General features: G+C 60.0%; 22 protein-coding genes and 3 pseudogenes. 3 read left to right on the top strand and 22 right to left on the bottom strand.

The genetic code is table 11. From position 1 onward, the window contains the following. Nucleotides 1–13 precede the first annotated feature (13 nt). The 6 genes and pseudogenes from GHK62_RS13155 to GHK62_RS13130 all read right to left on the bottom strand — a co-directional run. A complete protein-coding gene (locus tag GHK62_RS13155) occupies nt 14–1021 on the bottom strand; it encodes a polyprenyl synthetase family protein (protein WP_184108972.1) in 1008 nt (335 codons plus the stop codon). Nucleotides 1022–1162: 141 nt separating this feature from the next. Continuing rightward, nucleotides 1163–2505: pseudogene (locus tag GHK62_RS13150) on the bottom strand (cytochrome P450). Then, nucleotides 2505–3341 carry an SDR family oxidoreductase gene (locus GHK62_RS13145; RefSeq protein WP_153439636.1) on the bottom strand — a complete coding sequence of 279 codons (837 nt, stop codon included), beginning with the start codon at nt 3339–3341 and terminating at the stop codon, nt 2505–2507. Before GHK62_RS13145 ends, GHK62_RS13150 begins: the two are co-directional and overlap by 1 nt. Continuing rightward, nucleotides 3328–3636, bottom strand: coding sequence for a ferredoxin (locus tag GHK62_RS13140; RefSeq protein ID WP_153439635.1), 309 nt, complete (start codon nt 3634–3636; stop codon nt 3328–3330). Before GHK62_RS13140 ends, GHK62_RS13145 begins: the two co-directional genes overlap by 14 nt. 1 nt (nt 3637) lies before the next feature. Further along, the gene (locus tag GHK62_RS13135; RefSeq protein WP_153439634.1) at nt 3638–4927 is read right to left on the bottom strand and encodes a cytochrome P450; all 1290 of its coding nucleotides are present in this window, start codon (nt 4925–4927) and stop codon (nt 3638–3640) included. Between the two features lie 94 nt (nt 4928–5021). Continuing rightward, nucleotides 5022–5234 (bottom strand): annotated as a pseudogene (locus tag GHK62_RS13130) (cytochrome P450); the annotation flags it as partial. A gap of 182 nt (nt 5235–5416) precedes the next feature. Between GHK62_RS13130 and GHK62_RS13125 the strand changes: the two are divergent. Continuing rightward, nucleotides 5417–5689, top strand: a complete 273-nt coding sequence (locus GHK62_RS13125) for a type II toxin-antitoxin system prevent-host-death family antitoxin (RefSeq protein WP_153439633.1) — start codon at nt 5417–5419, stop codon at nt 5687–5689. After that, nucleotides 5682–5951 (top strand): hypothetical protein, encoded by a 270-nt coding sequence (locus tag GHK62_RS33535; RefSeq protein WP_167528229.1) that lies wholly within the window; start codon nt 5682–5684, stop codon nt 5949–5951. Before GHK62_RS13125 ends, GHK62_RS33535 begins: the two co-directional genes overlap by 8 nt. 83 nt (nt 5952–6034) lie before the next feature. Here GHK62_RS33535 and GHK62_RS13115 read toward each other — a convergent pair whose 3' ends face one another. The 3 genes from GHK62_RS13115 to GHK62_RS34830 form a co-directional block, all read right to left on the bottom strand. Further along, the gene (locus GHK62_RS13115; RefSeq protein WP_153439632.1) at nt 6035–7267 is read right to left on the bottom strand and encodes a cytochrome P450 family protein; all 1233 of its coding nucleotides are present in this window, start codon (nt 7265–7267) and stop codon (nt 6035–6037) included. Between the two features lie 185 nt (nt 7268–7452). Next, nucleotides 7453–7626, bottom strand: coding sequence for a recombinase family protein (locus tag GHK62_RS34835; RefSeq protein ID WP_268833837.1), 174 nt, complete (start codon nt 7624–7626; stop codon nt 7453–7455). A gap of 38 nt (nt 7627–7664) precedes the next feature. After that, nucleotides 7665–7949, bottom strand: a complete 285-nt coding sequence (locus GHK62_RS34830) for a recombinase family protein (RefSeq protein WP_269285570.1) — start codon at nt 7947–7949, stop codon at nt 7665–7667. 114 nt (nt 7950–8063) lie between these two features. Here GHK62_RS34830 and GHK62_RS13105 point away from each other — a divergent pair. After that, nucleotides 8064–8462, top strand: a pseudogene (locus tag GHK62_RS13105) (DUF4158 domain-containing protein); the annotation flags it as partial. 190 nt (nt 8463–8652) lie between these two features. Here the strand turns inward: GHK62_RS13105 and GHK62_RS13100 are convergent. From GHK62_RS13100 to GHK62_RS13040, 13 genes are all read right to left on the bottom strand, one after another. Next, nucleotides 8653–9243, bottom strand: coding sequence for a hypothetical protein (locus GHK62_RS13100; RefSeq protein WP_234886877.1), 591 nt, complete (start codon nt 9241–9243; stop codon nt 8653–8655). Nucleotides 9244–9396: 153 nt separating this feature from the next. Then, nucleotides 9397–9834, bottom strand: coding sequence for a transposase (locus GHK62_RS13095; RefSeq protein WP_184108970.1), 438 nt, complete (start codon nt 9832–9834; stop codon nt 9397–9399). Nucleotides 9835–11557: 1723 nt separating this feature from the next. After that, nucleotides 11558–12421, bottom strand: coding sequence for an alpha/beta fold hydrolase (locus tag GHK62_RS13090; protein ID WP_234886876.1), 864 nt, complete (start codon nt 12419–12421; stop codon nt 11558–11560). A 400-nt stretch (nt 12422–12821) separates the two neighbouring features. Further along, the gene (locus tag GHK62_RS13085) at nt 12822–14189 is read right to left on the bottom strand and encodes a glycosyltransferase (RefSeq protein ID WP_327791114.1); all 1368 of its coding nucleotides are present in this window, start codon (nt 14187–14189) and stop codon (nt 12822–12824) included. 528 nt (nt 14190–14717) lie between these two features. Then, entirely contained in the window at nt 14718–15644 is a 927-nt protein-coding gene (locus GHK62_RS13080; protein WP_153439631.1) for a LysR family transcriptional regulator, read from the bottom strand. A gap of 499 nt (nt 15645–16143) precedes the next feature. Continuing rightward, nucleotides 16144–16968, bottom strand: coding sequence for a response regulator (locus GHK62_RS13075; RefSeq protein WP_153439630.1), 825 nt, complete (start codon nt 16966–16968; stop codon nt 16144–16146). Nucleotides 16969–17229: 261 nt separating this feature from the next. Beyond that, on the bottom strand, nt 17230–18270 hold the full coding sequence (gene virB11, locus GHK62_RS13070; protein ID WP_153439629.1) for a P-type DNA transfer ATPase VirB11: 1041 nt from the start codon (nt 18268–18270) through the stop codon (nt 17230–17232). A 39-nt stretch (nt 18271–18309) separates the two neighbouring features. Further along, complete coding sequence (virB10, locus tag GHK62_RS13065) at nt 18310–19446, bottom strand: type IV secretion system protein VirB10 (RefSeq protein ID WP_153439628.1); 1137 nt, start codon at nt 19444–19446, stop codon at nt 18310–18312. After that, nucleotides 19446–20324, bottom strand: coding sequence for a P-type conjugative transfer protein VirB9 (gene virB9, locus GHK62_RS13060; RefSeq protein ID WP_153439627.1), 879 nt, complete (start codon nt 20322–20324; stop codon nt 19446–19448). The genes virB10 and virB9 overlap by 1 nt, the downstream gene beginning before the upstream one ends. 2 nt (nt 20325–20326) lie before the next feature. Beyond that, a complete protein-coding gene (locus GHK62_RS13055) occupies nt 20327–21034 on the bottom strand; it encodes a type IV secretion system protein VirB8 (protein WP_153439626.1) in 708 nt (235 codons plus the stop codon). Next, nucleotides 21021–21182, bottom strand: coding sequence for a type IV secretion system lipoprotein VirB7 (locus GHK62_RS13050; RefSeq protein WP_153439625.1), 162 nt, complete (start codon nt 21180–21182; stop codon nt 21021–21023). The genes GHK62_RS13055 and GHK62_RS13050 overlap by 14 nt, the downstream gene beginning before the upstream one ends. Before the next feature lie 31 nt (nt 21183–21213). After that, nucleotides 21214–22101, bottom strand: a complete 888-nt coding sequence (locus GHK62_RS13045; RefSeq protein WP_153439624.1) for a type IV secretion system protein — start codon at nt 22099–22101, stop codon at nt 21214–21216. Between the two features lie 82 nt (nt 22102–22183). Continuing rightward, a complete protein-coding gene (locus GHK62_RS13040) occupies nt 22184–22870 on the bottom strand; it encodes a TrbJ/VirB5 family protein (protein ID WP_153439623.1) in 687 nt (228 codons plus the stop codon). Nucleotides 22871–22875: the final 5 nt, after the last annotated feature.

Genomic DNA, 22875 nt, shown 5'->3' with positions numbered 1-22875 from the left:
CGGACGGGCGCGCTCATGCGCATGGCGCGTGCTTGAACAGATACGCGTTGGCCCGCTGCACCATCTGCGCCAACCGTTCCGCACGCGGCCCCAGCGGGGCGATAGCCTCCCCGGCGTCGCGCAACAGATCCAGCGCGAACTGGCGCGCTGCCTGCAGCCCCATGATCGACGCGCAGGTCGGCTTCTGCGCCGCCGCGTCCTTGCCGGGGGTCTTGCCCAGCGTCGCGATATCCGCTGTCACGTCGAGAATGTCGTCGACCACCTGCAACGCCAGGCCGAAACAGGCGCTGTAGCGATCGAGCGCACAGTACAGCGCAGCGTGCGCGGCATCCTCCTTGACGGCGCATAGCGCGCCCATGCGAACGGACGCGCGCACGAGCGCTCCGCTCTTCATCCGGTGCATCGCCACGATCCGGTCCAGCTCGACGTGCTTTCCGACCACCGACAGATCCATGGCCTGCCCGCCTGCTGCACCCTCGGCGGACACCGCCTGCGCCAGTTCGCGCACGAGCGCGATACGATTGTCGCCCGGCGCATCCAGACTCGCCAGGGTCAGGAAGGCGTGCGCCTGCAACGCATCGCCGACCAGGATCGCAGTGGCTTCGCCGAACTTGACGTGCACGGTCGGAAGGCCGCGGCGAAGCACGTCGTCGTCCATCGCGGGCAGGTCGTCGTGGACCAGGCTACAGGCGTGCATCATCTCGATGGCGGCGCCCACGTCGTCGAGCATGTGCGCCGGCGTATCGGCCAGTGCTCCGGCAGCCAGACAGAGCAAGGCGCGGGTGCGCTTCCCGCCATGCAAGGTGGCGTAGCGCATCGCCGCCATCAGCTCGGACTCACCGTCGTCTTCGGCGCAGAGAAGACGCGCCAGCGCCTGTTCGACCCGCTTTGCGCCGTCCTGCATCCAGATCTCCGGCGGCAGTCTGCCGGATGCGCCGCGCGCCTGCGCGCCCAATCCGCCGAGCGCGGAAACGCTAGTTCGGCCTTCGTGTAGCGTGGAATCGGTCTGCATGTTGTCCATGTCCTTGTACCTGACAGGAGACGGCCACGGCGAGCGGCGAGCCGCCGCGGTGTTGCCGGCGTCGCACCGCGCGCGCCGAGTGCAGCAATGCCGCGCCTCGCCGGCGCCGCTGCCTCGCCACACGGGGCATGAGATGCCAGCTCATGAGAATCCGATGCGGATTGTCATGGACGGATGTGCGGTCGGGTAATAGCGCTGGCCTTTGTCGACGCCGCTCAGCAACCGCGGCCGCACCCCGGCCTTGTGCATGGTCAGCGCCAAGGCGATGCAGAACTGCACCAGTTCCAGCCATACCAGGTGGTAGCCGATACAGACGTGTGGGCCGGTACCGAACTGCAGCATGTCCACCGGCCGGATCGGCTCCGTGCGTTGCAGCCACCGCGCCAGGCGGAACTGATCAGGCGCCTCGTGCAGCAGCGCCGAGGTCGAGAAATGCAGCAGCGGGATGCACAGATCGGTGCCCGCGGGAATGCGCCGTTGGCCGAGTTGCAATTCCTGCAGCGCGCGACGCGGCAGGAGCGTGACCGCCGGATGCATGCGCACCGTCTCGCGGAACAGCGCCTCGGCAACCGGACACTGCGCCAGGTCCGCGTGCTCGGTCGGCACCGCGCCCACACGTTGCGCCTCCTCGACCAGGGCGTCCCACAGCACAGGCTGCCGCGCCAGCTCGATCACCATCCAGACCATCGTCGAGGCGGTGGTGTCGTGACCGGCAAGCAGCAGCACGCGGATATTGGCGACCAGGACGTCATCGGAGAGCGCATCGTCGCTGCGATCGAAGGCGCTCACCATCTCGTTGATCAACCCGGTGCGCGCGGCCTGCGCGCGTGCGTCGCGGACGAACTGGCGCAACTGCGCGTCGATCCAGTCGCGGGCGGCGCGGCCGCGCCGCAAGGGCAGTCCGGGCAGGTCGACCCGGGGTGCAACGATCAACTGCAGCAGTTGCCGGTACTTGCGATGCCATCCCGGCAGGTCTGCGCGGGGATTCCCATGAGGCTGAAGATGAGCTTGAGCATCAGGTCGCTGGTTTCGCGCAGGATGGTTATGTCGCCGCGGTCGCGCCACGCCTGCACCCGCGCCCGGATGACGGGCGCGAACAGGTCGCCGATGCCGCCCTGGGTCAGCCCCTTGGGCAGAAACGCCGCCTTGATTGCATCGCGCGCCTGCCGGTGCGGGCCGGCGTCCTGGGCGACCAACGTTCCGCCAAGCAATTCGGGCGCAATCTCTGCGATCAGCGCCGAGGACGCGTCCTTGTGCCGGAGCAGTGCGAACGCATCCGGATCCATGCAGGTCATCTGGTGTCCGGCAGGGCCGAAATCCAGCCAGAAATGGCTGCCCAGCATCCGTTCCGCGCGCTGCAGCAGGCGCGGCAGGTCGCAGACAATGGCAGGAAGATGCCCGACAAGGGGGAAAGCGCCGGGCACGACCGGGACGTCGTACCGCAGCCGGTGCCGACGGTTCAGCAGGTTGAGCAGCATGTCCATCAGCAGCGCTCCGCTTCGGCGGTATCGCCGGCAGGCCGCGCGGCGGGGCTGTTGCCGCCGTCGGCGTACGTCGGCACATGCGCCAGCATGCCGCCGTCGATGCACACGACCTGTCCGGTGATGAACGCAGCATCGTCGGAGAGGAGGAACGCCACCAGCGCGGCCACGTCCTCGGGGCGGCCAACGCGCGGCAGGAGCTGGTGCCGGCGTAGATGCCGTTGCATCCACTCGTCCAGCTTGGTAAGGAGACGCTCGGTCATGATGAGACCCGGCGCAACCGCGTTGCAGCGGATCTGCGCATGACCGTATTGGGTGGCGAGCGAGGCCGACAGCATGTTCATCGCCGCCTTCGACGCGGCGTAGGACGTCTGCGCGGTGTCACCGCTGAGTCCCTGGCACGACGACATGTTGACGATCGCGCCACCGCCGCGGGCGATCATCCGTGGGATGGCCTGCCGGCAGCAGAGCAGCGTGCCGCGCAGATTGGTCGCCATGGTCTGATCCCAGACCGCCAAGTCCAGGTCGAGGATCGTGCGGTCGCGCGGGGTCAGATGCATGGCGCTCGCGTTGTTCACCAGCAGGTCGACCCCACCGAAGTGCCGCTCCGCCTTCTCGAACAACGCTGCCACCGCCTGCGCATCGGCGATGTCCATGGCCAGGGCCAGCGCGTGGCCCGCTTCGGCCGCGATCTGCGCGGTGCAGGCGATGGCCGCCGAGCCATCAATGTCGGCCACCACCACTTTGCCGCCCTCGCGCGCGATGGCGAGGGCGCATGCCTTCCCGATGCCGGCGCCGGCGCCGGTCACCACGGCTACCTTGCCTTCAAACCGTCCCATCGTGTCCTCCTGGATTGCGTTGGTCTTTCGCGGCATGCCGCTCGGCGTCCGCCGGACAAGGCGCAGGGTCGGCGATGGCGCGCTCGTCATCGCCAGCGTCGCTTTCGATGACCCGAATGGCGGCGACCGGGCACTGGCGGGCCGCGAGCCGCACGGCGGCGTGCAGCGCCTGCGGGACCGTCACCACGCTCACTTCGGCCACACCGTCCGGTCCGCGCTGGCGAAAGGTGCCCGGCAGCGTCAGCACGCACTGCCCGGTGGTTCCGCACAGATCCTGGTCGATCACGACGCGCATCTCAGCCCCCCTGCGCATGCAGCCGCACTGGCAGCGCGCGGAACGTCCTAAGGAACGCGGAGGGCTCCCGGGTCGGCTGCTCGGCCAATGTCAGCGTGGGGAAGCGCGCCTGGATCCGCGGCAGGCTCTCGGCCAACTGCACCCGGGCCAGTTGCGCACCGAGGCAGAAGTGGATGCCGTGGCCGAAGCTCAGCATGATCTTCCCGTCGGTCGACATGCCAGGACTGGTGCCGTAGAACCGCGCGGGATCGAAGCGGTCGGGATCGGCGAAGGCGTGCGGGTCGCGATTGCCGGCCGCGATCAGCACGCGCACGTCCGCGTTCTTCGGGATCACCACGCCGCCCAGTTCGATGTCGCGCTGGGCGATACGCGGAATGGAGCTGAACATGGCTGGCGCGTCGCAGCGCAGGACTTCTTCGACGAATGCCTCCACCCCCACGGCGTCTTCCTGCAGCCAGTGCCGCTGGTCGGGATACGCCAGCATCGCCAGTACCGCATGGTCGATTGTCGCAGCAGTGGTGGCGAAGCCGCCCAGCATCATGCCCCATAGCATGCTGATCAACTCCGCATCCGACAGCGTGTCGGCATCGTCGTCGTGCGCGCCGACCAGCATCGACACGATGTCGTGGCGGGGATCGGTGCGCTTGCGCTGTATGAGGTCGCCGAAGTAGGCCTGCACCCTGGCGCTGGCCGCGTCCGCCGCGGCGAGCTGGGGATTGCTGGCGTGCGGGCTCAAGCCTTCCAGAATGGCGCCGATGACAGCAGCGAGCCCGAACATGTCGTCCTGTGGCATGCCGAACAGTTCGGCGAAGACCAGCATGGGCAAGGCCAGCGCGAATTGCCGATGCAGGTCCACCGCCTCCCCGCGCTCCAGCGCGGGCGCCATGCCGTCCAGGAGCGTTGCGACCATGCGCGCGATGCTCGGCCGCAGGTTGTCGATCCGGCGCATGGTGAAGTCGCGCGAGATCAGCCGGCGCAGACGCGTATGCGTCGGTGGTTCCTTCATCGCTAGCGTGGACGCCAGCAGATTGAGCGACAGGCTGGTCGCCGCACGCGGGAAATAGCGCGCCAGTTCGCCCGGCGCCGGACCCCGAAACGCATCGCCCGTGGCCTGGAGCGCCCAGTAGATGTCGGCGTGGCGGCTCAACAGAAAGAGGCCCGACGCCGCGCGATGCACCGGATCGTGCTCGCGCAACCACCGCATGAACGGATACGGGTCGTGGATGCATGCTGGCGACGCCAGTTCGGCGAAGGCGTCTCGGCATGCTGCCGTGGTTTCTTGCACGTCCATCTTGGTTACCTGTTGGCTGGCTGATCTGACCGGGGTGCGCCACGCGCGCCGATAAACTGCGGAGAAGATTGCGATCCCAGGCGGCCTCGGCGCATCACCAGAGCACCGGAAACTCCTCGAACCCGCCAGTGATGATCTCCTTGCGCAACTTCAGTTCTTCGGGCGCCACGGCCAGGCGCAGCGCGGGAAAGCGCTGGAAGATCGAACCGAACACCACCTTGAGTTCCAGCCTGGCCAGCGCCATGCCGATGCAGTAGTGCGGCCCGTAGGAGAACGCCAGGTGCGGCTTGTCGTCGCGTCCGATATCGGAGGCTGAAACGGCGGAGTACGGTATTCATAATTCGGCAGCGGTCGGCGCTCGCGTCATCGGCCCAGAAACTCGGATTGTCTCGAGAGAGAAGACCAGATTGAGCTGATCTTCTAAGGACTTAAAGCCGGAAAAAGCTCGCATTTCTGTATTATTCAGAATAATCAAACGAGGCAAGCTCAATGACCACCAAGACCATTTCCACCGTCGAATTTATTCGGCATTTCGGGCGCTACCTTGACGAGGCCATGCGAGAGCCCATCACGCTTACCAAACATGGCCGCGCTTCCGTTGTCGTGGTGCCCGTCGATCTGTTCGAGCGCATGACAAAGGGTTCAGAAGACCCGCGCAAGGTCTACAGGACCAGTGAGACCCCGCCCCAATTGGCCGACATGATCTTGACCGCATTGGACAAGCGATTGGCTCACGTGTCCGACGAGCCGCAGAATGACTAACGTCTTCGATGATGGCGAAATCGTCGAGTACGAATACCTGTGGGAGTGGCAGGCTGAGAAGGGCCGCACGAACGCCGAGAAAGACAGGCCGGTCTGCCTTGCGATGGTCATCAGGGACGACGAGCAGGGTTTAACCCATCTGATCATTCTTCCGATTTCGGGAACGCCGCCGCGCCCTGATCAGGACGCCATGGTCACTCCGTCCTTGGAGCTGCAGCTTCACCCTGCGGTCGCTGAAGGCCGGCGCCACGATCGTGCGTAACCGGGCATGCTCGCCCCCCTCGTGCGAGACCAGCCACCCCGGCGAGCCGAGAATCACCGAATCCGGGGTGAATGCCGCACTCCCTAAGCGATGGAAGGGCGGAAGGTGACCGGCAGGCGCTGCGGGCAGCGAATGACGTAGGACGGCATGTAGACGACGTCCTCCGCGGCGATGGTCAGCGCCAGATCCTCCAGCTGCCCGAACAGCGCGGGGAAGGCGCTGCGCAATTCCAGGCGCGCCAGCGCAGCGCCCAAGCACAAATGCGGCCCCTCGCCGAACGACAGGTGCGGGTTGTGCCGCCGGGTGACATCGAACCTGTCGGCGCCGGGACCGAAGGCCTTTTCGTCCCGGTTCGCCGCATGGAACGCCATCAGGACGGCGTCGCCGCGGCGGACCATGCATCCGTCGATCTCCACGTCTTGGGTGGCATAGCGGAACGGCAGATTGGCCACTGCGCTGCCCCAGCGCAGGATCTCCTCGATCGCATGTGACCACGGAACTTGGCCGCTGCGCACCAGGTGCAGTTGCTGCGGATGCGTCAGCAATGCCAGCACGCCATTGCCGATGACGCCGGTGGTGGTCACGAAGCCCGCAGAGAGCACCATGAACAGCATGTCGATGAGCTCGGTGTCAGAAACGATCTCGCCGTTGTCGCGCGCGACGATCAGGGCCGAAGCCAGATCGTCGTCGAGCTGGCCCCGCTTGAGCGCGATCAGGCGACGGAAGAACTCCGGGATGCGCTGCCGCGTCTGTCGCGCCTCTGCGGCTGTGGCGGAGGTATTGGCTAGGCTGTAGGTGAGCGCGACGATCTCCTCGCGCTGTTCGTCCGGCAAACCGAACAGTTCGGCGATAACGTTGGTGGGCAGCGGAACGGCGAACTCGCACATCAGATCGGCACTGCCGCCGCGCTGCGCCATCTCGGCCAGGAGTCGATCGACGCATTGTTCGATCCGTGGCGCCAGCAAGGCGATACGACTGGGCGCGAAGCTCCTGGACAGCAGGCCGCGCAAGCGCCGGTGATCGGCGCCATGCGCCGTGACCATGTTGTCCACTTTGCACATCCCGATCAGCGGATGATCCTCGGGAATCTCGCCGTCCTGCAGCGCCCGCCACTGTCGCCAGTCCCTGTTGAAACGCTGGTCGGAAAGAATCCGCCTGAGCGTCTGGTGATCGCCTGCCGCCCAGGTCACCACATCGCCTGGCAGCGACACTCGCGCCATCCCCCCCTGCTGCAGAATCGCAGAAGACAGATTATCAAGTTGCGTGGGAGCGACCGACACATCGATCACATCGCGATGATTGTTTTTTACGCGCATGCCAACAACTCCTTAAAGAACCAAGCTTGAACGCATGTCGGCCAGACCGCTTTATCTGCCTTTCGCATCTTCCTAATGGTGATCGACATAAATCCCCCTCTGCCAGGCGGTTGCGCGCCACAATATCGGCGACAGTGTTTTTGCTGATGCCGAGATCGCGTGCGATCCAGCGATAGCTGCGACCTTCAGCAACCAGGGCCCTGACCTTCGGCGCGAGTCGATCTGACTTGGGGGCGCTCTGCGGTCTGGCGACCGGGCGTTTTGCCCCGCGCCTTTGCAGCGGCGAGCCCGGACTTGACACGCTCACTGATGAGGTCACGCTCGAACTCGACGATGCCAGAGAGGAATGTCGCGAGCATGCGCCCATGGGGTGACGACAGATCGAACGCCATTCCGTTCAGGGCGATGACGGAGACTTTCCAACCTCCAGTTCGCGAAGGGTGTGGAGCAAATCAACTGTGGAGCAGCCCCAGCGAGAAAGCTTGGTGACCAGCACCGCGTCAATCTTACGAGCTTGGGCCAGTGCCATCACCTTGCGTCGCTCGGCACGGTCGAGTTTCGCGCCGGAGCCTGTCTCCTTGAATATTGCGGCAACCTCGTAACCTGCGCGAATGGCGAACGCAGCCAGGTCGCGTTCTTGGCGCTCGCATGACTGGTCAGCAGTCGAACCGCGGCAGTAGATGGCGGCGCGCTATCCTAATTGAACCCTCGTGGATTTTGGTGCCGGTAGGCCTTGGTTTGGTATGGGCCGATTGTTGTCCAAAACAGACAATACTTCAATAGGAACAGTTGCCGCATGCCAAGGCGACATATTCTCACCGAGCGACAACGCTCGGCACTCTTCCATCTGCCAATCGACGAACTCTCGCTGCTCAAGCACTATACGCTGGCCGACGAAGACCTTGAACATATCCGGGAACGGCGTAGACCGGAGAACCGGCTCGGGTTCGCTTTACAGCTATCCTGGTCGTGCGCTCACGCTCGGCGAATTGATCCCGAAAGAAGTCCTATCTTTGATCGGAGCTCAACTCGGCATCCCGGCTAACGCACTTCTCACCTATGCCACTCGCCGCCAGACCCGCCAGCAGCGTATGGAGGTCTTACGCGAGATTTACCGCTACAGAGGTTCGCGGGCCGTGGCGCGCGTGATTTGCGAGACTGGTTTCGATCAGCCACGGATATAAGAGCTCGCAAACCTCCGTCCCGTGGGTGTTCTGTCGCCCCGTTGTATAACGAGGAACGGCCACATGGTGGCATCGGCAACAAGGTGCCGATCTCGTTGATGAATTCGGGAAGCGCTACCAGTCCGCTCAGCGCGCGCATGTGAGCACCCATACGCTGCTGGCAGGATTTCCGACGCGGCCGTCGTTCGTCCAGCCCCAGCCTCACGTGACTTTAAACCGCTCAAGCATCCTCTTGAGCTGGAGGTTCTCTGCGTGAATCCGTGCAGCGAGGAGAGCCTTGAGCCGCTGATTCTCTGCTTCAAGGGCGGCCAGTTCATCGAAGGAAATTGAGCGTTCTACAGCTTTAGCGTGGCCCGTCTTATCCTCATGCACGTCCACTGAAATAGGTTCAGGGCGCTTGTGTGAAACATCGCTTTTGGAGCTTTTCCGAGGCTGCGATACTGGGGGGGCATCTTCCAATTGCACGACAGCGTCGGCTGCCGAACGACGACCCTCTTGCAGCTTCGACACTTCGACCTCCACGGGTTCGGCCGAGTTTATCGCTGCTTGCCCAATCTCCACGTTTCCTGGATCTTTGTCGGCAATACCGTCAATCGGCTCGATCGGCGGGGAGGGATCTGCCTTAGGCATTGCGGTAGCTTCTGTTGAACTAAACAGATGCGGCGCCATCTCTTCCACTTCGCGGTTCAAAGCCTTAAAGTCGGTCTCCCCCCACATTGAGTTCGTCCGCCCCTTCTGCTGCCGCCGTGCCGACTTGAACTCTACAATGAACTTACGTGGTGGTGTTTTCATATGTCTCAACCGCATAACGCCGATAGGCGCCACTGCATTCTTGCCGGGTGGACCAATACAGCCCCTTCCCGCTCTTTTCAAGTGATCGCCACAAGTGGGCTTTTCACAAAGGGCAGAGCGCCTATGGACGCTCTGCGGAGCTCCGACCCTTAATCAATCCATCCCAAGTCTCTTGCGCAGTTCGGCGTTTTCCGTACGCAATTTTTCCGCCAAGAGGTTGCGAAGCCGCTGATTTTCCTTCTCGAGTTGAACTAGGTCTGCCAACTCATCACCGGCGGACTCCGGCATGGCGACCTTTTGCTCGACAAGCTTGGCAGCTCGTTTCCACTGATAGTAAGTTTGCTCCGATATCCCGGCGCGCTTGATGGCGTCCTTCAGCGTACTATTGTGTTGGGCCACTTCCGTCTCAATGAGCTTGAGCTTATCGGCCCTTTCTTGTTCGCTATACTTCTTAGCCTTGGCAGCCGTTGTCTTTGTATCCTTAACCTGTTCGGTAGCTTTTTGACGCCGTGGCGACCTCCGCTTTTTAGCAGTCGGTGCTTTCATCTCGGCAGCCGCTTCAACTGGTCCCGTGTTACTCTCGTCAGCCACTGTGAATTCCTCCCTTAGCCATCTATGGTTTGGACTGAAAGAGCTCGAGAGTCAACTTGAGCGTTAAACTCAGACTTCACTCATGGTTGATTTTTGTTACCACATGCTCATCAAGCGCCCTAACGCACCGCACAGTGCGTACTTCCGGATGCACAAAAGCCCATAAAGGGACCGCTGTGGACCCCGGTCAGTGCAAGAGGAATATTTGAAGAGCGGCAACGCTACGCGTAATTGGGTGCTGAAATCTGTCCGGCCTGCGATGCGCCCATTCATTTGCCGCGGGCCTGTATGAGTTCCTAGATCGGAGCACAAATAGCTGGCTTTGCGAGCTCGTTTCTTACCGACTGTCGCGCCATACCAATCTTCGACCATCCTACACGCTCGACGACTTCAGGCAAGGCGGCTGTCCGGCCGCGGCCGGAGCTCTGTCGATGCCGTCCTTCGCCATGAGGTCCCAAACGATGCGGGCCAGCTTCTTGGCAAGGGGACGATCACAACCATACGAGGCTTGCGGATGAGCAAGCTCCCAAGCCACGATCCTTGAGGAACGCCGCGTCAATCCTCGTGGCGCGTCATGGCGCTCACCCGTACGACAAGCAAGCGCTCCGCAGCGTTCGCCCAACTTCGATGTGACACCGAGCTTCTGCTTTCCGCCGGTGGAGCCTTGCAGCGGCATGCGCCGGCGCGACCAATGCCGCTGTTGTTACCGGACCCATACGGGAATCGTTGCCAATTGCCGCGCATCGGTCCGGGCACGCCGCGTAATCTCCCCGTCGAGCGCTACTTGGTCCAGCGACCCAGCGCACCAATCAGCATAGCGGGCCAGCGGAACGCCTCCGGCAGATCGTTCGTAGGAACTGCGCCATTGATTGAACTTGGCAGTGTGAGCGGGGCCGTGGGCAACGGCCAGTCAGCATTCCGCAAGATGGCCGTGGGCAAGATATTGATCGCCCAAGTGCGTTATCGCACCAAACAGATCGCGGGCGCGGAATACCACTGCGCTCCCAATCCGCCACTAATGCCGGGACGTATGCTCGTCCCTACGAAAATGGCGATAAGCGCGGCGAGTCAGCTTCGTGCAACCCGTCCGTGCTCCTCAACTCCCGCACTGGGAAGCAGCTTTGAGGATCGGGTATAAGCGTTCTCAGACATCGATCGCTTCTGCACGCCGAACAACCTGCCGTCTACGCGGGTCTTGCCCCTAATTTGAGCAGGGGCAAGAACGATCAGGCCAGGGGCCATCCAGCGGGGCAATAAGTGCCTGCGCTGGTTTTCGTGGCGGCGATCGCGCGCCGCATCCCGATCCGCAGCTTCGAACCCAATATCAACTCCTGAAGGTCAAAGGAACGAAAGGGCGCGTGTCGCAATTTGCGCGCAAGCGTTTGACGGTCGCCTTCCGGATCCACGTAACCGCGCATCTGGGGGGCGCGGCATCAATGCGAGAAAGTCGGGTCGTCGACGAAATCCCGGCTGTCCTGATAGTGGATTAGCGAACCTGACAAGCCTAGGCTGCGCTTTTAAGGGGTATGGGAAGCCTGGAGCCGAACAAAGCCGCCATGTGGTCGAAGGCACGAAGACGGCATCAAGGCCACAATTGGAGAATGTCTCAAAGACCGCAGGACGAAACCAGGCCGCCCCTGCGAACGAGCCTTAACTGGCCGAAACGCGATCAAAACCCAGCGAACCCAAACACTAACTTGAATGCAGTCCATGCGCACATTCGTTATATACCAGCAGTGGCGAGGCGTCTGAGGCCGACTGTTAGGAAGCGGTCGAGCATTGCATTCACCTGATCAGCCACTTCGATGGTGTTGAAATGACCAGCTAACAGCGTCTTGGCCACGATGAGCTGTGAGCAGCGAGCCTGTAGCCAGTCGAGATCCCGTGCAGCGTTTACCAGCGGCACGTCCGCCGATATGTAGGCCATCGGGACTTTGCAACGCGATGCCGCAAGGGACGCGTCATAGTTGACAATGAAGTTACGGATTGCTGAATAGGCCACATGCTGCGGCGTCTTCTCGCACGAAGGCTGGATGTAGATGTTGTGGATGCTCTCGCGCCTGGCAGCATCGTCATAGTCGACGGCCATGGACAACGCATTTCTCCGCAAAACCGCCCGATAGTTTGGACCGGAAATTTCATCCAGCAACCGACCGACGTCGGCGCTTTCGCGCAGCGTCGATCCTGGCGTCACAATGGAATCGATCATCACCAGACCTGAGACCCGGTCCGGATGGCGCCCGCACAGCTCAAGTGCGACCGAGCCACCCAAGCTGTGACCGATGACCAACGGTTTCTCCAGCTTCAGCTCGGCGCATTGCCATGCTACGTCATCCGCAAAACCCTCTATCGTGTACTCCTGCTTCGGTGCGTCGCTCTCCCCGTGACCGCGAAGATTGACTGCAACGACGTGCCGACTGTGGGCGAAATATCCGATCTGCGGCGTGAATATCCTGTGATCGCCCGTCCAACCGTGAATCAAAACCAGCGGCGGACCCAGGGGTGAAGCCGGTTTTGCTTCGAAATGCGCGAGGCACACGCCGGCGCGGTTCATTAGGATAGGGCTCGATCCGGCTGCGTTACTCAAGGTCAGCTCCTTTTCTCTGTACTAAAGGGTAGTTGATTTGGTCCAGCGCGCAGAATGGCAAAGAACGGCAGTCAGATCGCGGAGGCGATGCGTTCGCCGATCCTCCCCAGCCGGTTTAGCCGGATCGACTGCTCCTGAACGACACTGGTGCGATCGAAAGCGCAAGTCCGTTATCAGTCGGTCTTGAGCCTCGGCAAAATAGGAACTGGATAATGCTGGAACACGACGATCTGTGAGAGGTAGCAAGCCGGGGATGAACGTCGACTTGGCCCAGTGCAGAAGCATCGGCGAAATGACGCGGATGCCTAAAGCCAGTCGGCAAGATGCCTGCGCGGGCCGAAGGTGAACTTGAAGAATCTGAATGCATGAGCACGATCGAACCGTTAGCATCAGTCGGCGATCAGGCAACGCGCCTGTTTGCCACCATGGCCTCCAATTCGTCAATGAGACCGGAGGCGGCGATTTCAGCTTTAATACCATCGCCCAACAGGCGGGCCGCATCACGGTAACGCGGTTCCTGAAGTAGCCGACTGACAGCATCGGCGATTTCGGCCTCACAAGCGCTCGGCGGTAGGCGTAAGCCAGCTCCCTTCGACACAACTCGTGCCGCATTATCGCCTTGGTCGCGCCCGTTGGGGAGCACCAATTGCGGCAGACCGTTTATCAATCCCCGGCTGACGGTGCCGTAGCCGCCCTGCGTCACGACGAGGCAGACTTCCCTCATCACAACGTCATGCGGTGCACCGTGCAGCAGATGCACGTTTCTGGGGGCCACCAGTTTTGTCGCGTCAACATGGGGACCGATGGTCGCTACTGCTTGCACGTCCAGCGTACCCAGTGCGCTGATGATCCGCTGAACCAACTCGTCTTGACCCTGAGCCCCGGTGCTGCAGGCGACAAGCACACGAGGTCGATCGGAGTCCACGGGCCAAGGAGCCTTCCAGCCCTTTGACCAATTCGGTTGATCGAGCAGCGGCCCGACATAGCGAACATTATCGGGCAGGGCGTCGGCTGCAAAGTCGAAGGTCTCGCTGATCGCGAGCAAGTACCGATCGGCACACTCGAACAAATCCACCGTCTTGTCTAAGCCGGAGAGGCCGAGGCCGGCGCGCGCCTCGTTTAAAAGTGGAAGGAACTGGTTCAGGAAGCAGGCCCAGTCTTCCCTCGCTGCCGCCGCCTCGATCCGCTCTTCTGGCGTTTGCGGCTGCACGTACCCGCTGGTGACAGGCGGAGTCCCTGGGAGAGGGCGAAGGCTGACATGGGGTGCCAACATTGCGATGGGCACGCCCGCAGCTTCGGCGCCCAATACGGCACCGAACAATAGATCGATGGCAACGACAGCATCCGTCGGGATGCGGCCGATCTCATCCCGGATATCGGCCGCATAGGCCGACGCGGGGCCGAACACCGCCTTTTGGAACCAGTCACCGATGTCCGAAAAATTAGTCGGGTCAGCGTCGATGCCTATCGGCGCACGCCGCCAGCACACGAACTCGAAACCCGCCGCAGCCACTTCACTCTGCATCGCTGGATCAGCCATGACGCGGACGTTATGGCCGCGTCGTTTCAGTCGTCGAGCCGCAGTCAGCAACGGACTCAGATTACCCGACGTCCCCCAGGACGCAAGCAGGAAGCTATACACAACACACCTCACCTTAACGTTGAATCGAAACCGAACTCGTTCGTAATCAGGGGGCGCCAAAGAATACATGATCGATGACGGTGACCTCATGGCGAGGTCGACGACCGCCACAATCGTATGCGGCACCAGAACACTTTCCTCAGCGGGACCTTCTCGGTAGAAAAACGGCGCGACGCAGGCGCCATCGCGCACGTTTTAAGCCGCTGCCGTAAACCCCTAGCATACAGTTCGACTGCATCCTGAGCTGACAGAGTCAGCATAGTGGGATCCAACTGCCTGGCCGGCCTCGATAGGGTAAAAAAACGTCATGCGAATTTGGGTCAGACACATTCTTCTCCATTGCCTCGCCGATGGCCCCGATCGTCCTTCAGCTCACGGTGTCGATCCTAACCTAACCGCTTTAGCTTCTTCTGCGGTTTTAAGGCGTTCAAGACGCTGAGTAAAATTGATTGATTGAATAAGTTCTATCCGTGAGCAGCATGACCTGCTACGCTGCTCGGCATCGGCCTGAGCACCTCGCTCCTGCTACACCAGCTTTTTGGGTCGGAACTGTCCAGCTTTGCCAGAGCGCTATCTATACCCCTGGTGCTGACGGGGCGATCGGGCCCGCAGATCCATGCGTTCGCTAGAAGTGGCGGATGATCTGCTTTTGCGCTAGCAAGTCTCGGATGGAGATTCGAATCGGGCAGCCTCCTGTAGCAGGACCTCCCGCATCCAGATGCTTGCCTGATCCCTGTTGTGGAGGGCGGGCCATTGGACAGCCTCGGTGAATGCTGGAAGCGGTAGCGGAAGCTCGACAATGCGTAGCGGCATTGTCTTTGCAAGATGAAGGGCGAGCCGAAGGGGTATCGTCGCGATACGCTCGGTGCCTGACAGCAACGACGGTAGTAAGCTAAAACCGGGCGCGGCGACCTCGACGCGCCTCTTGAGACGATGCTCGAGCAATAGCCATTCCTCGAGGGAGGGCTTCAACGTCCACCCGAACGTGCCTGCAACATGCCCCATCGACATATATGTTTCGAAGGAAAGCGGTCGCATTAGCTGCTGGTTCTTGGGGCAGCCGACGCACACGAATCTCTCCTCGAACAGATCCGCTTTTGGATGCTCGTTCGACATATACAGTTCCGGCATGATCAGAAAATCGAGTTCGCCGCGTCGCAGCGGCTCATTGGGATCATCATCGAGAGACAACAGCTCGAAACCGACGCCGGGCGCTTCCCGCGCCACACGCTCCACAACCTTCTCGAAGAACACAAGCGTCATGAAATCGGACAGGATGATCCTGAAACGGCGCTGCGATGCAGCCGGGTTGAACATGTCCCAGGAAATGATGGAAAACTGGATGTGCCGCAGGACGTCGCGGACTGCGGGAGCAAGGGCTTCAGCACGTGGTGTTGGGATGAGTTCGCGGCCCTGCATTGTAAATAACTCGTCGCCGAAATAGGTGCGTAGCCGGGCGATGGCCGCGCTCATAGCTGGCTGACTGAGATTGATGCTGCGTGCCGCAGCCGTGAGCTTGCGTTCGGTCATCAGAGCGTCGAGCGCAACGAGGAGATTGAGATCCAGGCCCTTAAAACGCATGTGCTAGTCCATACATGGAGCAATGGGCGTGATGGGCCGAGGCCGAAACCATCCGCCTTGGGGGAGGCCCATCTCGTTCACGGCCGGGCCGCCGGGGGTTGTTCTCGCCTCGACAGGCAGGAGATCGATCCCCGCGCAGTGCAACAGGCGTGGTCGCTAAGCCGTGCTGATAAATCAAGCTCTGTGTCCATAACTATCCTGTCGTTCAGAAGCAGAACACGCGCCTCGACTTAATTCGAGCGGCAAAATGGCTCGCCCAGTTCACCGCCGGGGCGGCCGACCGGCCCAATCTTGCTTGAACTGCGGCGCCCCATTAGCATGCGGGCCCGTGAATAGAAAATGGCAATTTTTCATGGAACTATGAACAATGTTCATAATGCCGATGTCCACAGCGACACGAAGGAATTAGATGCGGTTCTCCGGCGCGGAGGCCAGAAGCGACTTCAGCTCGCTGGCGATCACTGCAGTAGTGAAGCGTACATTGCGAAGGACGGGTATTTTACGGCCTGTTTGGAAACGAATGGGCGCTCCGGTCGGTTCGCCCCCCCGATTGCCGGGACACGGGTGCGGAGGGGGCAACGTCAACGGAGGTCAGGGAGCAGGCCGGCCAAGTGACGCCGTAGCTTATTTCCACGTCGGCATCGAAGAAATAACCCGCACCCCGGAATGTTTTAATCAGACGAGGGTTAGTCGGATCGGCCTCCAGCTTTCGGCGCAAACGCAGGATGAAAACGTCAACACTGCGGTCACATACCTCCTCTCCACGCACTCGGCTCGCAAACAGAAGCTGTTCTCTGGATAAAACATCGCGTGGTTTCTCCAGAAAGGCGATTAGAAGGTTGAACTCACCGGATGTCAGCTTGACCTCGCCAGCCTGTTCAGAGATCAGCTGGCGCTGCTTAACATTGAGCGTCCACCCGGCGAAATGAAACAATCGTCGATCCTTTGCCCTTGGGCTGATCGGGCGCTCGCGCAAGGCTACTCGGATGCGCGCTAAGAATTCTCGCATTCCAAAAGGCTTAGCTATGAAATCAGTTGCTCCAAGCTCCAGTGCAACAACTTTCTCAGCCTCCTCGAGACGATCGCCGCTGATGGTAATTATGGGAACATTGGATTTTGTTGCCAAATTGCGGACGATTTCGAGCCCATCCTCACGACCTAGATTGAGATCAACAACAACGAGATCGACCGCCTCACTCATGAGCACGCGATTGAACTGCCAGCTATCCGTTACTGCGGTTACCTTAAAGGCGCGCATTGTAAGATACTCGGCAATGAGGTGCCGCATGGCGACATCGTCATCAATGACAAGAACATGTTTCAACGTCTCACCTTTCAAACTCGAGCCCGACAGCTGGACCCCTCGTCAAGCACCGAAAGGCTACCCTTACACGCAACAGCTGCCCCAACGCCAATCCACTTGGCGAATGTCGGTATGCGTACCCGAGATGGCGGCGATGTTGCGTCACGACAGTGTCGGCAAATCGGGTCGTCTTATGACCGAGATCATGGCTCGTACAAATACCGATGCAAAAGGCTTGATAGGCATCCCGTAGCGACTGAACGATAGCTCCAGGAACAATGCCTAATGCTGTTTGAGAAGATCGGTCACTGTCTCTCCGCGTCGGCGGGCGTCGGCCGCAAGCCAAATCTCGCCGACCTCATAGACCTCGCCATAGGTACGGAACGGCACAATGACATCGATGGCGGCCGACAGCATATCAATCAGCGTGCGGTCTTCAAGAGCAGCTCCTTGCGAGCTGCTCTTGACTAGCGAAAACAGCTTTTTGCAAGCCTGAGCGGGATCGGCCCCATGTATAGTGGAGATTGATCCCGGATGGCCGGAAACTACCTCGCTGAGATAAGCCCAAGCGGCATCGTCGCGCATCTCGCCGAGCAGGATGCGATCCGGTCGCATGCGGAGGCTGGCCTGTAGCAGTTGTTCTGCCGTGACCGAACCTACGCCCACCCCATCCTTTGAGTAGAGTAGCCTGACGTGATTCTCATGCGGAATTACGAGTTCGAGCGTGTCTTCGATAGTGATCAGTCTTTCATGCGGCGGTATGGCGCTGATCAGAGTCTTGCTCATTGTCGTCTTGCCGCTGCCGGTGTGCCCGCACAGCAGCATCGTCAGCCGGGCTGTCACGCATGCATGCAGGAATCCCACCAGATCACCGCCGTCGTAATGCTGAAGGATCTGTTCGTCCTGTTCAGCTTGGCGCCGCTCGCGCGAGCGCCACTGATTCCATCGCGAAGCGTCATACCGCGACGCGACTTCCTTGAGCTCCGGAACACGTGAATTGGGACGCCGAATTGTCAGGCTGACGGTGCCCGACGGCACAGCCGGCGGCAAACAGATTTGTAGCCGTTCTCCATTTGGCAATTCGGTGGCGCAGAGAGGGCTTCGTGGCCCAACATCTTGCTTTCTTAACGCGCCCGCCAAGATCGCGATGTCTTCGAGGTCGTCGTAGGTGAGAGATAACGGATATTTTGTATATCCGCCGGCCTGGCGAACGAAAGCCTCTCCGGGTCCATTAATCGCGACTTCTTCGGTCCTTGGCTCCTCAAGCCATCTCAAAACTGGTTTGAGGAGAAACCGCAATTGAGGATCTGCCTTCGTCTGCATTCAGGTCTCCGATTTTCGTTATCGTTGAACTACCTGGGGCTAGGTTTTCCGATTTCCCGCTTTCGTTGCCCCAGTGGGTGTCCGAAGCTCGTATACGTCTGAAAAGTCGATGTCGCGCGCGACAAATATCGATACCGCGTCCCCCTGGTTTTTCTTCAACGTGGGTGGAATGTTGATCGACGCCCTTAGCAACGTATTGGCGCTTTGTTCTCCGTTCCCTTGAAAGCTGTTAATGCTAGTGCCGGCACCTGAGCTGCCCGCGTAACCACTAGCCGCCTGGAAAGCACCCTGGACGGCGCTCAAGAGCATTGCCCCTCCAACGCGCGCCCAGAAGTGATTGTCGACCGTGCCAGGCAGTCCCGAGCGGCCAACTTCGTCAGCTCCTGGTGACGCGAGCGACACAACGGCATGATCTGGTGTAACGGCGCGATTCCAGATCACAAACACGCGCGCATCTCCTTGTTGCAAGCCACGCTGGACTTCGCCAACCACGGTCGTGCCGCGATCTAGGAGCACAACGCTGCCGGTTTCCCCACGAACGTCCTGGGGCAATACGCATTTCACATACCCCGCCAAATTGGTATCGATCGCTGTTTGCAAAATGCACGGAATAATCGTTCCTTGCGTGATCATGAGGTCAGGGTGGGGTAAGAGTGTGGCCCGGCTTGCCTGCAGCACAGTCGGCTTCATCCGCGTTGAAAGATCATTCTCCACTGAAGCTTCGCCGTTAGGCAAGGAGCTGTCCAGTTCCTTGTCTTCGTGTTCGTGGCCAATGCCCGGCCGTCGTGCCGGCCTGCTGATGCCTTGATCACCGCTGCTATAAGCAAAAATCGGCGTTTTCTCAGGCCGTCCGTCATCGCCTTCCGGCTGGCTCGCCTCTGACGCAGGTCCTGTCGGCTGCGCAGGCTTCTGGGTTGCCGGGGGATCAGGTGCAATTTCAATCGGCGACGGACGAAAGGGTTCGGTGTTGGCGCTGAGAATCGTTGTTTGAGGCAGGGAAGCGCCGTCCACTTCCTTTGAGTGACCACCCAGCCAGATGAGACCTAGGGATAACGCCAGAATTAGGCCTGCGACCATCAACTTCTGCGTTCCCGAAAGGCGCCGACGAGGTGTGTCAGAAACAATGGATCCGGTCGCATCCACATCGTGCATGGATTGTGGATTGTTGTCGCTCATCACCGCGGTTCCTTTAAGACACGCCAAACATCTGGTCTGACCGTGCCGGTGCCGGGATCTCGGCCAAGTGGATCGTGCGCGCTATTCCAGATGCATAACACCGTGTCTCCATCTCTCAGTCGCCAACCACGAGCAACCGAGGAAATCTCGACATAGTCTCCTTTGACTGAATAATTGGCGGTGGCTTCCTTGCCATCTGGATTGATCGTATAGATAGATGGTATGCGCGCGTTGCCTGGGAAGCGGAATACAGTGGTGATGCCGTTGTCAAAAACTTCCAAGGGCATCAGCGAACGATCCCCCTGGGCGACGTAATGCCAATTGTTGGCGCTGGGACTGCCGGTTGCGGCCGGCTGATCTAATAAATCCTTAGCCCTGCGTTGATACAGTGCTTCCGCGCGGAGCCGATAGGCGACGGACCTCTGTTCCGCTTGCTTGCGCCGAGCCGCAACCTCATCGCCAGGATAGGCGAATTGTACGCTGTAGTAGAGCTCAGGCTGCTCTTTGTCGAGCCCAGACATGGTCTTGGCGGAGATGCTGAAAACATATCGCCGCATACCCGCATCGCTCGCTGTGAGCACAATAACCGGCTGCGGGGAGAGCACGCGACTTGCCTTGAAGAAGAGATAGTTACCGCGCGGAAGGGCTGCGAGGTCGTTGCTGTTGGAAACGGCGACGGCTGTGACCGTCTCGTTCGCTCCAAATGTCACAACCATAGTTGCCCCGACAGCGGTTGACAGGCGCACCACCTGGTCTGGGTTGTAGGCTAGATAGCGCATGCGAGGATCCAGCTTCCCGGCCGTAGGAATGTCTTCCGCACGCGCCCCCAGCGTGATGAAAAGCAAACAAGCCAGTGTGAGCAGCGTTTCTTTCGTCATGGTTAGTTGCCCCCCAGGTTCGAGACGGAATCCTCCGAGGTTTCATAGGAGGTAACAAGTAAGCCCCCCGGGTTGGTTAGCCTCGATCGGCCGGGCAGGCTTGTCACCTTTTCATAGTGAACGGTTGCAGTCCAAGTGCTCACCACCGGCATCTGCCCCTCCAGGAGGAGCGTGCGCTTGTAGCGAATCTGTTGCACACCCGGCGAGATGTCACTCGAGGCGATGTGCTCGACGTCCAGCCTGCCACGCTTACCGATTACCACTTGGGGGGATTCTGGATTGGGGTAGTTGAAGAACTCTTGATATTCTTGTCGCACGGCCGGAGCACTGAAACCTGACACGAGATCATAGGCATACTGAGCCGTGTCCGCTGTATAGCTCTCGCGCTGGCGCACATACTGCCAAAGGGAGGCATTCACAACTGCTTCCTCTTGCGTCGCCGGTAGCCGTGAAACGGCCACTTCACTGTCAACTGTACCATCGGGCCGTACCCAAAGATAAACAGGCACAAGCTTGTTTAACGGAACCATGGTGGCGATCGTAAACGCCTGTACAACATTTCCAAGAACAGCGACCGCTGCAGTGGCGATCAGCACCTTGGAGAGACGCCGTGATGACTTCGCACGTGCAGTTTGAAAGGCTTCCACCTCCTTGTAATGGGCAGCCAATGCTTCTCTCTCCACCAGCAGAGCATATTCAGGGCCCTTCATTAAGTTCTCCCGTGACCTGAAGATCTGATGGAGCCGGTTGCCAGCGTCCAACATTCAGCGGGAAAATTGGACCCTTGCAGGCCGCCGGCTTGCCGGTTGTCTGGCACGCGGCTAGAGTAAGAATTAGAAGCAAGAGGCAATACTTCATTCCATCTTCCAAGTTGAGTGAATGGTTGGATCTAGCCACGCGTTAATTGAGCGAGGTGGCGATTCAGGCTGCTGCCAATTTGGTGTGTTCCTCCCAAAAAGCCGCCTCCAATGTTGCCGGCGATCACCGGGAGCGCGACGATCAGAGCGTCTCCGGCGAGAAAGAACATGTCGAGTTCATAAAGGCCGATAATCTTGGCTGCGGTCGTGCCCGATAAAGAGATCACGCGCAGCATTACCGCAAGGGCGGCCGCTTCAGTCGCGATAACCATCGTTGCCACGATGTTCAGCAGGAGCAAAAGTATCCCGTAGGAGAGGAGTTGACCTACCCATTTAGCAGCCATGTCTCGAGTGCGTTCAAAGAGGTAGCCTACAAGGATCAGCGGTCCAATTGCCACCAGCACCTTCGTGAGAATTCCAGCGGAATCGTAGATTGCGAACGCAGTCCAAAGCGCGCCGTAAAAAACCCACTGCGCGCCTTCAAAGGCGAGAATATCTTGGCCGTTCATTGGTCCGATTTCGGATGCTATCCTTTGAAAATGGTATTGGCTTTGAGCGAATATGATGTCGAGCTTTACCGGAACCTCAACGAATGGAATGTGACTGCCACTGACCCGGTCCACGAAGTTTGGGATCGTGTCCTCAAAGATTGACACGACGTAATCATGGTAGTTCGCCTGCCCCACCACGAGGGAGACAACAAGGGACACCATGATGACCTTTGTAATGCCACGACGCGTGTCGATTTCACCGCGCATGACCAAAATGCCCTGAACTATTATCCAAAGCGTGACGCACGCCACCAGCGGCGCGCTGACCGCGCTCTGGATCTTCTCCAGTATCGTGTTCAGCTTGATGTTAAAGGCCGTATCAAAGGTCAGGTGAATAGCTGTAAACGGCGCGGCAATCCTGAAAGTCATCGCTCCAACCTGATTTGCTTCTCTCCGCCCTCCGGTGGGGACCGGCTGCGCGTCCACCCGAGCGATAAATCTGACCAAAAAATTACGGTGCCGTGGCAAACATCTTCGCAGTTTCCTGGCGTTCATGCCGCTGTGTCGTTGCCTCCTCTGCTTCTTGAAGGCGTGCCTGTGCAGCGGTCATCGTCAATAGGCTAGTAGCCTGAGTGTTCTGAATAATCGCGTCGTGGATCTGCTTGAGAATTAGACCGTTGGTGACGGTCGCCTGCATAATGTTCCTTGAGCCGGAAAGCTGATTTAGCGTGCTGGCATTTTCCCTCAGGCGATGATCCATAGCGTCCAAATTGCCGGCTGCGGCCCCCGCTGCATTGGAAGAGCCTATAATCTGCTCGCGTAAGACAGTCCCTTGCGCGTCGTTACCCCATACGACATCGTTTTCGGCATCCGATGCGATCGCGCGCGCTGTCGGCGATGCTGGCGCCCGAGCAGCAAACATCTGCTTTTCAAGGTGATCCGTAGACGGATAGCGGCTCGGCTGGTTGAGTGAGGTTAAAAGCCCCGTGACCCCGAAGGACGTCGTGAACATCTGCACCATTTGCACTGTTTGCTCGAGCAATGCCAATGTGTGCACAACGTTCTGCGCAGTGTTTCCTGCAGTTAGAAGCGACTGGGCTTCCGTTACCGGATCGCTGACGAGCAACTGCGCTCGGGCGGGGGCCCGCAGAAGGAGGCAGGCCGCAATCGCCGTTGCCGTGAGTTGTGCTATTTTCATGAATA

Origin of the sequence: Sinorhizobium terangae (assembly GCF_009601505.1) — a bacterium.
Lineage (GTDB): Bacteria > Pseudomonadota > Alphaproteobacteria > Rhizobiales > Rhizobiaceae > Sinorhizobium > Sinorhizobium terangae.
Note: the sequence above shows the minus strand (reverse complement) of the source record. Positions and strands in the feature narration are given on the sequence as shown.